Raw genomic sequence first — 12,776 nt, forward strand, 5'->3', positions numbered from 1 at the left:
CAGCCGCTGCGCACTCGCGTCGCGGCTGTTTTTTAGTCTTCAAGAAAGAATCCCTATGTCTCAGACACAAGACAAGAAGCTGGGCGTGGTGGCGATGACCGCGCTGGTGGTGGGCGCCATCGTCGGCAGCGGCATTTTCAGCCTGCCGCAGAATATGGCCGAGGGTGCCGGCGCCGGCGCCATCCTGATCGCCTGGGTGGTTACCTTTGTCGGCATGCTGGCGCTGACGCGCATTTTCCAGTGGCTGTCGCTCAACCGTCCCGACATCGGCGACGGCGTGTACGGTTATGCACGCTCGGGCTTTGGCGACTACATGGGCTTTAACGCCGCCTGGGGCTACTGGATCTCGGTGTGGGTGGGCAACGTCGGTTATCTGGTGGTGATGTTCAGCGCGCTGGGCTCGTTCCAGGCGCTGGGTTTCTTCGGCGAGGGCAGCACGCTGCCGGCGCTGGCCTGCGGTTTGGTGGTGCTGTGGACGCTGCATGTATTCGTGCTGCGCGGTGTGCAGTCGGCGGCCATCCTTAATATGGTGGTGACCATTGCCAAGATCGTGCCGCTCGGGCTCTTTATCCTGTGCGTGGCGCTGGCGTTCAGGGTCGATGTATTCCAGATCGACTTCTGGGGCAGTGCAGAGCTTGGCAGTGTGGCCGATCAGGTGAAAAACACCATGCTGTACACGGTGTGGGTGTTCCTTGGGATCGAGTGCGCCACGGTGTATGCCAGCCGTGCCAAAAATATGGCGGTTGTCAGCCGCGCCACCATTCTCGGTTTTCTGATCACCATCCTGCTGCTGATCTGTGTGTCGGTGCTGTCGCTGGGCGTCGTGTCACAGCCGGAACTGGCGCAGATGAAGAACCCGTCGATGGCGGCGGTGCTGGCACATGTGGTTGGCCCGTGGGGCGGGATGCTGATCAATATCGGTCTGGTGCTGTCGGTTGGCGGCGCTTTGCTTGCCTGGACCATGATCTCGAGCGAGATGCTGTATCTGGCTGCGCGCGGCGACAACAATACGGCACCCAAGGCGTTCGGCAAGCTTAACAAGAACGGCACGCCGGCCAATGCGCTGTGGCTGACCAATGGCCTGATCTCGCTGGTGCTGGTGATCAACCACCTGAACGATGCCGGCTACAACATCCTGATCCAGCTGGCCTCGTCGATGGCGCTGATTCCCTACCTGCTGTGTGCCGGCTTTGGTCTGCGTCTGGCGCTCAAGGCAAAGGTCAAGTCGGTGATGCTGGTCGCTCTGACCGCGCTGGGCACGGTATACGGCATCTGGCTGATCTACGCTGGCGGCCTGAGCTTTTTGCTGCTGTCGATGATCCTGTATGCGCTGGGCCTGCCGTTTTATCTGAAGGCCAAGCACGAGCGGGGCGAGAAGTTCTTCTCCCATCCGCTGGAAGCCGCGCTGGGCTTGCTGGTGCTGGCCTTGGCCATCGCTGCGCTGTACATGGTGTCGCAGGGGACGCTGAGCCTGTAAAACCCGTTCACGGACGTTCATGCAGGAGATAGACGTAAAAAAGCCAGCCGTTCATCCGGCTGGCTTTTCCTGGTCAAGCGCTGCTTGGTGCAGCGTTAAATCAGGCGCGCTTCTTGAATTCGTTGGTGCGCGTGTCGATTTCGATCTTGTCGCCGGTGTTGACGAAAGCCGGAACCGGGATTTCGAAGGTAGTGCCTGCCAGACGGGCCGGCTTCAGTACTTTACCCGAGGTATCGCCACGCACGGCAGGCTCGGTGTATTCAACTTCGCGCACAACCGTCGTCGGCAGTTCAACCGAGATGGCCTTGCCGTCGTAGAAGGTGACCTGGCAAACGTCTTCCATGCCGTCAACGATGTAGTTCAGGGTGTCGCCCAGGTTGTCGGCTTCGACTTCGTACTGGTTGAATTCGGTATCCATGAACACATACATCGGGTCAGCGAAGTAGGTGTAGGTGCAGTCCTTGCGGTCCAGAACCACGACGTCGAACTTGTCGTCAGCGCGGTAAACGGTTTCGCTGCCTGCGCCGGTCAGCAGGTTCTTCATCTTCATCTTGACGACGGAGGCGTTACGGCCCGACTTGGTGTATTCGGCCTTTTGCACAACCATCGGCTCGCTGCCGACCATAAAGACGTTACCTGCGCGGAGTTCCTGTGCGGTTTTCATGACTAAACATTCCCAAAGCTTGAATTGATTTCGGGGAATGCTTTCCCCAAGAGGGCGCTATTGTAGCTGTTTTTCAATCATTTGCACCAGCCTCGCGGCAAGTGAGCTGCGCCCCAGTGCCTGTTGCGGCCAGATGCGGGCATGCCCCGCCAGTTCAGGCAGATATTCCTGCAAAGCCATCCACGCGTCTGCCATGCCTGTGCCGCGGTTCCAGCCATGGGCGCAGTTTGTCAGAGCCTGTCGTGCCGGCGTGGACAGGCTCTGGCTGTAGCGTTGCAAAAAGGCATCGAGCTTGACGATATGGGCGTCTTCGTCCTGCGGGTAGATATGCCACAAGAAGGGGCGCGCGGCCCACTGGGCGCGCATAAAGCTGTCTTCGCCGCGCACGATATTGAAGTCGCACGACCATAACAGCTTGTCGTATTCGCTTTGCTCGCTGAACGGCAATACATGCACCGTGAGCGAACCCAGGCTGAGCGTCTCGCCGGCCATCAGCGTGTCGCGCCCGAACAGGCGGGCGACATCGGCAATCACCCGCCCGTGCGGCACCATCACCCGCACGGCTTGCGCGCCCATGGCGCAGGCTTGCAGCCAGTCACCGACGGCAGGGCTTTCATAGGTAAACAGGCTGACGATCAACTCGCCGCTCTGGCGCGGCGCAAGGCCCAGGCTGTGCCAGTAGGCTTGCTGCCCGGCAAGATCCGCCTGCCAGGCATCGCGCCTGGCAAACAGGCCGGCTTCGCAGATCAGGCCGCCGCTTTGTTCGCTAAAGCCGGGAAAGAAAAACCATTTGGTCAGCGCCAGACGCGGGTGGGGCGAGGGCAGGGCGTGACAGCCCTCTATCCAGTCTTCGGCCGACAGATACTCGAGATTGACCCAGACCGGCTTGCGGCTGCGTGCCGCCATCGCCGTGACATAGGGTTCGGGCAGGGTGCAGCCGAAGGCTTCGATCACGATATCGGCGGCATCGACCTTGTGGGGAAAGGCGCGCGGCCAGTGGCGGATTTCTACGCCTTCCAGCATCTGCTGCGCCTGGGTGGCATCCAGCATGGGCTCGATACGGGCGAAGCTTTGCATGTCGTCGACCCATAGCCTGACTGTCTGGCCATACTCATGCGCAATCTGGTGCGCCAGACGCCAGGCGATGCCGATATCGCCGTAGTTGTCGATCACATTGCAGAACACGTCCCACTGCTGGCGCTTCATCTGCCGCTCTCCTGCAAAAGGCCGCCATGGTAGCGCCAGCGGCAGCGCGGGGAAAGTGGTGCTGAACAATATCCTGCCCCGGTTGGTGTTGCGGGCGCTGGCCGATAGCCTGTCGCTGGCAATTGGCAGGCCATTTCCATTCTACAGGCTTAAAAACAATTCTTATGGCATTATTTGTGTCAGGGTTTTTTGGTACCCGTCAGCTCTGCAAGGGAGAAAAATAATGCAAAACGTATTGGATCTTTATCGGCAAAAGCAGCTTGGTGCAGCGGATGCGCTGGGCTGGGTGAAGGATGGCGACAGTATTATCGTGCCGACGGCGGCGAGTGAACCGCCCGAGCTATTGACTGCGCTGGGCGAGGCGCGGCGAAAATTCAGGGATGTGAAGGTTTACCAGTTGCTGGGACTGGGCAATTACGGCTACTACGATCCGGAAACCACCGACCATGTGCGCCATGTGGCCTACTTTCTGAGTGGAACGACCCGCAAGCCTTGCCAGGAAGGGTGGGCGGATCTGGTGCCCAACCATTTTTCCGAAATTCCACGCATGATCAAGCGCGGCGAATTGCCGGCCGATGTGCTGTTCGCGCTCGCGTCACCTATGGACGAGCATGGCTATTTCTCCCTGAGCCTGGGGGCGGATTATGCGATGGCCGCTGTCGAGCGCGCCCGCGCCATCGTGCTGGAAGTCAACCCGAATGTTCCCTTTGCCTATGGCGAGTGCCATGTGCACATTTCGCAGGTGGCGGCCGTGGTGGAGAGCAGCCTGCCGCTACGCGAAGTGAAAATGGCGGAAATCGGCGAGGTACAAAAGGCCATCGGTGCGCATGTGGCCGGACTGATCAACGATGGCGATACCCTGCAGATTGGCTTTGGCGGCATCCCAGATGCCGTCGTGACCCAGCTGACGCACAAACGCGATCTGGGTATCCACACCGAGATGATAGGCGACGGCATTATTTCCCTGTGGGAGAGCGGCGCCATTACTTGCCGCAAGAAGAACTTTATGCCGGGCAAGATGATTGCGACCTTCGCGCTGGGCACCCAGCGTCTGTATCGGGCGATGCACCACAACCTGATGCTGGAGATGCGGCCATCCGATTTCGTCAATGACCCGGCCATCGCCGGCATGAACGATAATCTGGTGGCGATCAACGGCACCTTGCAGCTGGATTTTGCCGGCCAGTGCGGCTCGGAAAGTCTGGGCTACAAGCCGTTTTCCAGTACCGGCGGGCAGACCGATTTTATCCGTGCCGCCAACCGCTCCAAAGGCGGGCGCGGCATTATCGTGACCCCGTCCACCGCCAAGAACGACACAATTTCGCGCATTGTACCGACCCTGACCGAGGGGACTTTCGTTTCGTGCAGCAAGAATGATGTGAACTATGTGGTGACCGAATACGGCGTTGCGCAGTTGCGCGGCAAAAGCCTCAGGCAGCGCGCGCAGGAGCTGATCGCGATCGCCCACCCCAATTTCCGTGCCGAGCTGACCGAGGAGGCCAGAAAGATGAAGCTGCTGTAAGACCTGCATCAAGCGGCTGATTTCTGCATAAGGGCTGGCATGTGCCAGCCCTTGTTTTTATGTTTACACGTGCAGCAAGAGGAAGCGGCGCTCCCACGGGCTGATTACATCAAAATACTCGCGGTATTCGGCCTCTTTGATCGCGCAATAGGTGTCGATAAAGTGGCGGCCGAATACCTGGGCCAAAGGCTCGCAGGCGCGCAGCAGATCGGCCGCGTCGTCCAGATGGCGCGGCAGCTGGTGTGGCTGTTCGTAGGCGCTGCCGGTCAGCGGCTCGGACGGCTTGATCTTCTCCTGCATGCCCAGATAACCGCAGGCCAGGCTGGCGGCGATCGCGAGATAAGGGTTGACGTCGACACCGGCCAGACGGTTTTCCACGCGCCGCGCCTCGGGGCTGGAGTGCGGGACGCGCAGGCCGCAGGTACGGTTGTCAAAGCCCCAGCTCAGGTTGATTGGTGCCGAGGTATAGCGCGACAGGCGGCGATAGGAGTTCACATACGGGGCGAAAAACGGCATCGCCGGTGGCAGATAGGTCTGCAGGCCGCCGATAAAGTGGTAGAACGCATCCGATGGTGTGCCATCGCTATTGGAGAAAATATTCTGTCCGGTCTTGATGTCGACCACGCTCTGGTGGATGTGCATCGCGCTGCCGGGCTGGCCCTGCATGGGCTTGGCCATAAAAGTGGCGTACATATTGTGGCGGATGGCCACTTCGCGCACGGTGCGCTTGAATAAAAACGCCTGGTCGGCCAGCGCCAGCGGATCGCCGTGGTCGAGGTTGATCTCCATCTGGGCGGTGCCCATCTCGTGGATCAGCGTATCGAGCTGGATGCCCTGGGCTTCGCACCAGTCATACATCACATCGAAGATGTCTTCGTATTCGTTGACGGCGTCAATCGAAAAGCTCTGGCGTCCGGCTTCGGTGCGGCGGGTGCGACCGACCGGCGGGGTGAGCGGGATGTCTTCATCCGGCTGTACTTCGACCAGATAAAATTCCATTTCGGGTGCAACCACGGCCTTCAGGCCGGCATCTTCATATAGCTTGAGGATGCGTTTCAATACATTGCGTGGTGCAAGTTCGGCCGGCGTGCCGTCAAAATTCAGGCAGTCATGGATGATCTGCGCGGTTGGCTCTTTTTCCCACGGTACCGGGCGTACACTGGCCGCATCGGCAAGCAGGCGCATATCGGGGTCGGAAACGGCGGTGAAGTCCTGCTCGGGGTAGTCGCCGGTGACGGTCATCGACAGGACGGCTTCGGGCAGGCGCAAGCCTTCGGCGGGGTTGTACTTGTGGCGCGGCACGATCTTGCCGCGGGCCAGTCCGGTCATGTCCGGGATCAGGCATTCGATTTCGGTGATGTGATTGTCGTCCAACCACTGGTTGATCTGTTCGGCGTGATGCATGGCAAGTCCTTGACGGTGATTACGGGTGAGCGCCGGAGCTGGTGGCCCGGCGGGCAAAATTGACCAGTGCGCCTTTGCGCTGGGCGAGAATCAGAAAAGCGCGCCTGTCGTTTAAATCGTCGATGCTGGCGAGGGCAAGGTTGGCTTTGGGGGCAGGCCATGGGACTGGGGGCATAAGCGTCTCCGTTTGGGCTGTGCGGTGCACAGCTGTTTAAAATGCTCAACACGCATCCTATGACTAATGCGTGAGTTTGGCAGGAAAAACTGCATGGCAGGCCAAGAGTGTGGCATCTGTGCCATCATTGGCATCACGACACGATAACAAACCCAAGAACTCCATGAATCAAGCTGCTCCCGAACACATCGCCAGGCCGGCCAGGCGCTGGCGTGGCCTTCGCCTGTTGGCCATGACCTTGCTGGCGCTGGTGGCGCTGCTATGGGGGGCCTTGTACACGCTGGCGCCGCGCCTTTTGCAAAAAGGCGCAGCCGACTGGGCGCAGGGCATAGGTTACAAGCTGCAATTGGGGCAGGTGGATATCGCCCCGTGGGCCATGCGCGCCGAGCTGGGCGACATCGAGCTTAGCGACAGCCAGGGCGCGCCGCTGTTTGCGGCCAAGCGCCTGCTGATTAATGCCGAACTCTGGGCGCTTTTGGCCGGGCGCTGGCAAGTGTCCGCACTGAATCTGGATGCGCCCAGGTTGACCTTGGCGCGCGATGCAGCCGGGGTGTGGAACTGGGCGCGTTTACTCGACGCAGCGAGCAGTCAGGGTAAGAAAGCCAAGACCAGCGACGACAGCCTGCCTTCCCTTCTGATCGAAGCGCTGCGCATCAGGCAAGGGGTGATTGCGCTGGACGATGCGGGCACCCAGGGCGGCAGGGCGGCGCTCACCCCGTTTGATCTGTCGCTCAATGAGCTGTCCACCCTGAGCGGGCGCGATGGGCTGCTGCAACTGAATGCCCGCCTGAACGACGGGGCGCGCCTTACCTGGCAAGGCCGGGTGGGACTGTCGCCTCTGGCATCACAGGGCGAACTGTCGCTGCAGGGCTTGAAACTGGCCAGTGTCTGGCCATGGGTTGCCCCGCATCTGCGCCTGGCAAGCCCGCAGGGCAGTGTCTCGCTGAACACGCGCTACCGTTTTGCCATGCCGGGCAGCAAGCCTGAGCTTGTCTTGCCGCACCTTGCGCTGCAAGGCAGCGATCTGGCCTTCAAGGCGCCGGGCAGCGGCAATCCGCTTTTGCTTAAAACGCTGGATGTGAGCGGTGCCAGTTTTGTGCTGGATGGCATGCGCGCCCGCGTGCAGGGCGTGAGGCTTGATGGCCTGAGCTTTAATGGCCTGCGTAATCAGCAAGGCTTGCTTGACTGGCAGGCGGCCTTGCCGGTGCCGGATATGAGCAGGGCCAAGTCCGCCACGGCAACGCCCGGCTTAAGCCTGTCACTGGATAAGCTATGGCTTAAAAATGCGCAGTTCCAGCTGGATGACGCAGGCTTTATCCGGCCTTTGCGTGTATCTGGGCAGTTGCCCGAAGCATCGGCACGGGTGCGGCTGGATAGCGCCGGTGCAGTTCGCGTCGATCAGGTTCAGGGGCAGTTGGCGGCGCTGACACTGCAAAGCGAGGAAGCACGCTGGCTGCAGCTGTCTTCGCTTGCGCTGCAAGATCTGGATGTGGACACCGCCACGCGCAAGCTTGACGCCGGCACGCTTAATTTGGCCGGCTTGCAGCTGGACGTAGTACAGACACGCGGCGGGCAGATCAATATTGCCCGTTATCTGCAGCAGCGCCCGGGCTTGCCTACGTCCAAGGCCGCGCCGGCAAGCGGCCGTGCATGGCAGACGCGTTTGCCGCAGCTGACGCTGGCGGACAGCAGTGTGCGCTGGCGCGACGAGGCGATGGCCAAGCCGCTGACGCTTGCGCTCACCGGCCTTGCCGGCACGGTCACGCCGGAAGAGGGAGCGCTGGCGCTGGCGCTTAACGGTCGCCTGGAGGGCGGGCAGCTTGATCTGAACGGCCGCGCCAGCTTAGAAAACGCCAGCGGCCAGGCCAGACTGGCGCTTAAGGGCGTGCCGTTACAAGCGCTTGCGCCTTATGCCTTGGCCGGTACCCCTTTGCTCCTGCGCTCGGGGTCGCTGGCGACGGCGCTGGATGCGCGCTGGCAAGAGGCAAACTGGTCGGTGCGCGGCAATGGCGATATTGCACGGCTAGCGGTGATGGAGCCGGGCCAGACGCAGCCTCTGCTAGCCTGGCAGCGTCTGCAAATACAGGGCATACAGGCCGACGCCAAACGCGCGCGCATCGCAGAAATCCGCCTGGACAAGCCGGTGGCGCGGTTCTTACTGGATGAAAAGCGCAGCAGCAATGTAGAAAAGCTGTTCGCCGGCAAGATGGCGACTGCCAGGCCTGCCGCCGCCAAACAAGGCCCGGGCTATGCCGTGGATATCGCCAGCGTGCGTGTCATCCAGGGCGATCTCGAGTTTTCCGATCAGGGCATGAAGCCGGCTTTTGCCACGCGCATGCACGACTTGAACGGTTCGGTGCTGGGCATTTCCAGCCGCGCCGGCCGCCGTGCCAGCCTGTCTTTCAATGGTGAAGTCGACCGCTACGGCGATGTGCGCATCAAGGGTGCGCTGTCGCCACAGGCGGTGACCGATGACCTCGATATTGCGCTGGCGTTTCGCAATATTCCGATACACAGCCTGAACCCGTACTCGATGAGTTTTGCCGGCTGGCAGGTGGACGACGGTCGCCTGAGCCTGGATGTCAGCTACCGCCTGGATCGGCGCGCGCTCAAGGCGGAAAACCGCGTGGTGATAGACAGCCTCAAACTGGGAGAAGAACTGCCCGACTATAAAGGCACGCGCCTGCCGCTGCGTCTGGCAATCGCGCTGCTGGAAGACGGTGACGGGCGCATCGATCTGGATCTGCCTGTCAGCGGCAGCCTGGATGATCCCGAGTTCAGTGTCGGTCATCTGGTGTGGCAGGCGGTCAAGAATGTGGTGACCAAAGTGGCGACCGCGCCGTTTCGCGCGCTGGGTGCCTTGCTCGGTGGCGAGGGATTTGACGCGGTGTATGCCGTGCCGGGCGAAGCGGCGGTGTCGCCACCCGAGCGCGAAAAGCTGGACCAGCTCGCCACGCTGCTGCAAAAACGTCCGCAGCTGAAGCTGGAAATAGCCGGGCGCTATGCCGAGGCCGATCGCAAGGCGCTGGCGCGCTCCAGGATAGACCGCGCCATTCTGGCCGCTGGCCGCTTCCAGCTATTGCCGGGCGAGCCTTTGCCATTGCCGGACATGGGCGACCCTGTCATGCAGGACGCGGTGAAGTCGGTGTACGTCGACAAGATAGGGCGTATCAAGCTGATGCAGCGCCTGTTGGCACTGCCGGACAATGATGCGCGCTACCAGGCTTTGCGCGAAGAAATGATTGCGGCAACGCCGGTAGCAGATGCCGAGCTGGCCACGCTGGCACAGGCGCGCGCTGCGGCTGCGCGCGCCATCATGCTGGAGGTGGATGCAGCACTGGCCGGGCGCATTACTTTGGGCGCAGCGGACAAGGCAGGCTCTGATGCCAATGGTGTCGAGCTGGGCATCAAGCTGGATACGGCAGGGGCGTGAAGCCCGGTTTGAGTCTGCTGTGCGGACGTATTTGACTTGCCGCTTTCACGCGGCGAACGGGCAGGGGTTGCTGGCGCATGGCACGGGAGGGGCGGATAAGTGCAGTGCGGATGATCGCCACAACGCCGTTTCGGATGAACAATAAGTCCCGGCGCGTGCCGGGCAAGGAGGCCGTATGGCTGTCGAGATAGAACGCAAATTTCTGGTGACGGGCGATTTTCGCGCTGAAGCGCATGCGCAGCAGCGCATCACCCAAGGCTATCTGTCATCGGTGCCCGAGCGCACCGTACGCGTACGCATCAAGGGTGAGCAGGGCTTTATTACCGTCAAGGGCATAGGCAATGCTTCCGGCGCCAGCCGTTACGAGTGGGAGCGGGAAATTCCGCGCGCCGAAGCCGAGGCCTTGCTGGCTTTGTGCGAGCCGGGCGTGATCGACAAGGTGCGCCATCTGGTGACGGCTGGCGCCCATACTTTTGAAGTCGACGAGTTCTTTGGCGACAACCAGGGGCTGATTGTCGCCGAGATCGAACTGGGGCATGAAGACGAAGACTTCCTGCGCCCGGCATGGCTGGGCGCGGAAGTCACGGGCGAGGTGCGCTATTACAATTCGGCGCTGATGCAGAACCCGTTCAAAAACTGGTAAGGCTTCAGGTTTTCAAGCCTTGTACCCATACGCGGTAGGCGTGTTCGGCCAGACGGTTGGAGCCCAGCACCCTTTGCGTGGCATTGCCCTTGAGTTCTAGTGCTTCTTGCACCCCCGGTTTGCCCAGATGCGGCGCCAGTTCGTCTTCGCATTCGCTCCAGTGTTCCAGCATATGGCTGGTCATCTCGATATGGAACTGCATGCCCAGATGGATGCCGTGACTGAAGGCCTGGTGCGGGCAGTGGGCACTGGACATTAATAGCTGTGCGCCTCTTGGCAGGGTGAAATTTTCGCTGTGCCAGTGGAACACTTCGACACCGTCGGCTGCGCCAAACCAGTGCGCGCCTGCCGGTTCATGGCTGGATAATGGATGCCAGCCGATTTCGCTGCCGCCGGGGTTGTCTGTAATTTCGCCGCCCAGTACTTCGGCCAGCAGTTGTCCGCCCAGACAGTGACCGATCACCGGTATTTCCAGTTTGACCGCCTCGGCAATCAGCCTTTTTTCCGCCTCGACAAAGGGCAGGCGGTCGCGCACGCTCATCGGTCCGCCCATGACCACCAGACCTGCATAGTCGCGGCAGCTTTCGGGCAGTGTCTGGCCTTCATAGCCTTGGAACAGGCGGGTTTTCAGGTGGACGCGTTCGGCGAATTCGGCAAAATAACCGGGGCCTTCACCCGGATAGTGCTGGAAAATGGCGACCGGTTTCATGTTTTCCCCTTGCGAAACAAGCAAAAAAAGGCCGCCCCGAAGGGCGGCCATGGTGTTATTCGATTTTCAGCGGAATGAACAGCGTGTTGTCCATGCGCCGCACCAGCAGCGCGATATTGCCGCGTGCGGCATTCAGCTCGCGCTCGAAGCCTTTGACCGTGCCCACCTCGTTCTGGTTGATGCCGATAATCACATCACCCATCATCAGGCCGGAGCGCGCCGCGATGCCTTTTACTTTTTGCACCAGCAAGCCGCCTTTGACGCCCAGCTCTTTTTTCTGCTCGGGCGTGAGCTCGGTCACGATCAGCCCTATCTTGTCGAAGTTGAACGGCTGAACTTCGCCTGACGGGGCTGAGGCGGCTTCATTCGGCTCGGTGCTAAGCTCGGCCAGTTTGGCGGTGACGACCTGCTCCTTGCCCTTGCGCCATAGCGTCAGCTTCACCTCGGTGCCCGGCTGCATGGCGCCAACCAGAATAGGCAGGTCGCGCGAGCTGTCCACCACCTTGTCGTTGAGCTTGATAATGATATCGCCCAGCTGCACGCCGGCCTTGGCTGCGGCGCCATCGGGTTCAACCCGCACTACCAGTGCGCCATGCGGCCGGTCAAGGCCGAAGGACTGGGCCAGTTCCTGTGTCAGCTCCTGAATATGGATGCCCAGCTGGCCGCGGCTGACCTTGCCCTTGGTCTTGAGCTGCTCGACCACATTCATGGCGATGTCGATAGGAATGGCGAAGGAAATGCCCATAAAGCCACCGGAGCGGCTGTAGATCTGCGAGTTGATGCCGACAACCTCGCCCTTGAGGTTGAATAGCGGGCCGCCGGAGTTGCCCGGGTTGATGGCCACATCGGTCTGGATAAACGGCACATAGCTCTCGTCCGGCAGGCTGCGGCCTTTGGCCGAGACAATGCCGGCGGTGACGGTATTTTCAAAACCGAATGGCGCGCCGATCGCGGCTACCCATTCGCCGACCTTGAGTTCGGCCGGATTGCCTATCTTGACTGCCGACAGGCCGGTCACATCGATCTTGAGCACGGCCACATCGGTGCGCTTGTCCAGGCCCACCAGTTTGGCCTTGACCTCGCGCCGGTCGGTCAGCATCACCTTGATCAGACTGCCGCCGGACACCACATGGGCATTGGTCAGGATGTAGCCGTCTTCGCTGATAATAAAGCCGGAGCCAAAGGACACGCCCTCGTCAGGCGGATTGTCCTGCTGGTCGGGCGGTACAAAGCGTTTGAAAAATTCGTAGAAGGGATCGTCTTCCGGAATGCCGCCGGGCAACTGGCTCTGGCGCGGGCTGGCCAGATTGTCGCTGCCGCGTGTGGCCTGAATATTGACTACCGACGGGCCATCGCGCTCGACCAGCAAGGTGAAGTCGGGCAGCAGCATTTGCACGCGCCCGTCCTGTGCCGGTACCGCGACTTTGGAAATAGGCTGCTCGCCCTTGATCAACTGGCTGATCTTGTCGCAGCCGGTGAGGACGGACAGTGCAAGCAGGGCGATGGCGAAGGTGCGTAGGCTGGTATTCACAACAAATCCTTT

Annotated in this window: 10 protein-coding genes; 4 read left to right on the forward strand and 6 right to left on the reverse strand. The window is 60.9% G+C overall.

The features are described 5' to 3' along the window. Window positions 1-55: 55 nt before the first annotated feature. Window positions 56-1,477, forward strand: coding sequence for a basic amino acid/polyamine antiporter (locus GQF02_RS06735; RefSeq protein ID WP_160795803.1), 1,422 nt, complete (start codon window positions 56-58; stop codon window positions 1,475-1,477). 100 nt (window positions 1,478-1,577) lie between these two features. On the opposite strand, the gene efp is transcribed toward GQF02_RS06735, so the two are convergent. Further along, on the reverse strand, window positions 1,578-2,141 hold the full coding sequence (efp, locus tag GQF02_RS06740; RefSeq protein WP_124734448.1) for an elongation factor P: 564 nt from the start codon (window positions 2,139-2,141) through the stop codon (window positions 1,578-1,580). A gap of 57 nt (window positions 2,142-2,198) precedes the next feature. Beyond that, complete coding sequence (gene earP / locus GQF02_RS06745; protein ID WP_160795805.1) at window positions 2,199-3,347, reverse strand: elongation factor P maturation arginine rhamnosyltransferase EarP; 1,149 nt, start codon at window positions 3,345-3,347, stop codon at window positions 2,199-2,201. Window positions 3,348-3,570: 223 nt separating this feature from the next. On the opposite strand from earP, the gene GQF02_RS06750 reads away from it, so the two are divergent. Continuing rightward, window positions 3,571-4,869 carry an acetyl-CoA hydrolase/transferase family protein gene (locus GQF02_RS06750; protein ID WP_124734446.1) on the forward strand — a complete coding sequence of 433 codons (1,299 nt, stop codon included), beginning with the start codon at window positions 3,571-3,573 and terminating at the stop codon, window positions 4,867-4,869. A gap of 63 nt (window positions 4,870-4,932) precedes the next feature. Here the strand turns inward: GQF02_RS06750 and GQF02_RS06755 are convergent, their stop codons facing one another. Both GQF02_RS06755 and GQF02_RS06760 read right to left on the reverse strand, forming a co-directional pair. Further along, window positions 4,933-6,273, reverse strand: a complete 1,341-nt coding sequence (locus GQF02_RS06755) for a glutamine synthetase family protein (protein WP_160795807.1) — start codon at window positions 6,271-6,273, stop codon at window positions 4,933-4,935. A 19-nt stretch (window positions 6,274-6,292) separates the two neighbouring features. Next, window positions 6,293-6,448 (reverse strand): hypothetical protein, encoded by a 156-nt coding sequence (locus tag GQF02_RS06760; RefSeq protein WP_160795809.1) that lies wholly within the window; start codon window positions 6,446-6,448, stop codon window positions 6,293-6,295. Window positions 6,449-6,611: 163 nt separating this feature from the next. Between GQF02_RS06760 and GQF02_RS06765 the strand changes: the two genes are divergently transcribed. Beyond that, entirely contained in the window at window positions 6,612-9,881 is a 3,270-nt protein-coding gene (locus tag GQF02_RS06765; protein ID WP_160795811.1) for a DUF748 domain-containing protein, read from the forward strand. A 175-nt stretch (window positions 9,882-10,056) separates the two neighbouring features. Then, the gene (locus GQF02_RS06770) at window positions 10,057-10,524 is read left to right on the forward strand and encodes a CYTH domain-containing protein (protein ID WP_160795813.1); all 468 of its coding nucleotides are present in this window, start codon (window positions 10,057-10,059) and stop codon (window positions 10,522-10,524) included. A 4-nt stretch (window positions 10,525-10,528) separates the two neighbouring features. Here GQF02_RS06770 and GQF02_RS06775 read toward each other — a convergent pair whose 3' ends face one another. Further along, the gene (locus tag GQF02_RS06775) at window positions 10,529-11,233 is read right to left on the reverse strand and encodes a type 1 glutamine amidotransferase (protein ID WP_160795815.1); all 705 of its coding nucleotides are present in this window, start codon (window positions 11,231-11,233) and stop codon (window positions 10,529-10,531) included. 55 nt (window positions 11,234-11,288) lie between these two features. Beyond that, the gene (locus GQF02_RS06780) at window positions 11,289-12,764 is read right to left on the reverse strand and encodes a DegQ family serine endoprotease (RefSeq protein WP_160795817.1); all 1,476 of its coding nucleotides are present in this window, start codon (window positions 12,762-12,764) and stop codon (window positions 11,289-11,291) included. Window positions 12,765-12,776: the final 12 nt, after the last annotated feature.

Origin of the sequence: Craterilacuibacter sinensis, from assembly GCF_009831765.1 — a bacterium.
GTDB lineage: Bacteria > Pseudomonadota > Gammaproteobacteria > Burkholderiales > Chromobacteriaceae > Craterilacuibacter > Craterilacuibacter sinensis.

Excerpts from the sequence above, each read along its gene's own strand:
- GQF02_RS06755 (WP_160795807.1), bottom strand. The coding sequence starts at position 6,273 with ATGCATCACGCCGAACAGATCAACCAGTGGTTGGACGACAATCACATC.
- GQF02_RS06760 (WP_160795809.1), bottom strand. The coding sequence starts at position 6,448 with ATGCCCCCAGTCCCATGGCCTGCCCCCAAAGCCAACCTTGCCCTCGCC.
- GQF02_RS06735 (WP_160795803.1), top strand. The coding sequence starts at position 56 with ATGTCTCAGACACAAGACAAGAAGCTGGGCGTGGTGGCGATGACCGCG.
- efp (WP_124734448.1), bottom strand. The coding sequence starts at position 2,141 with ATGAAAACCGCACAGGAACTCCGCGCAGGTAACGTCTTTATGGTCGGC.
- earP (WP_160795805.1), bottom strand. The coding sequence starts at position 3,347 with ATGAAGCGCCAGCAGTGGGACGTGTTCTGCAATGTGATCGACAACTAC.
- GQF02_RS06770 (WP_160795813.1), top strand. The coding sequence starts at position 10,057 with ATGGCTGTCGAGATAGAACGCAAATTTCTGGTGACGGGCGATTTTCGC.
- GQF02_RS06765 (WP_160795811.1), top strand. The coding sequence starts at position 6,612 with ATGAATCAAGCTGCTCCCGAACACATCGCCAGGCCGGCCAGGCGCTGG.
- GQF02_RS06775 (WP_160795815.1), bottom strand. The coding sequence starts at position 11,233 with ATGAAACCGGTCGCCATTTTCCAGCACTATCCGGGTGAAGGCCCCGGT.
- GQF02_RS06750 (WP_124734446.1), top strand. The coding sequence starts at position 3,571 with ATGCAAAACGTATTGGATCTTTATCGGCAAAAGCAGCTTGGTGCAGCG.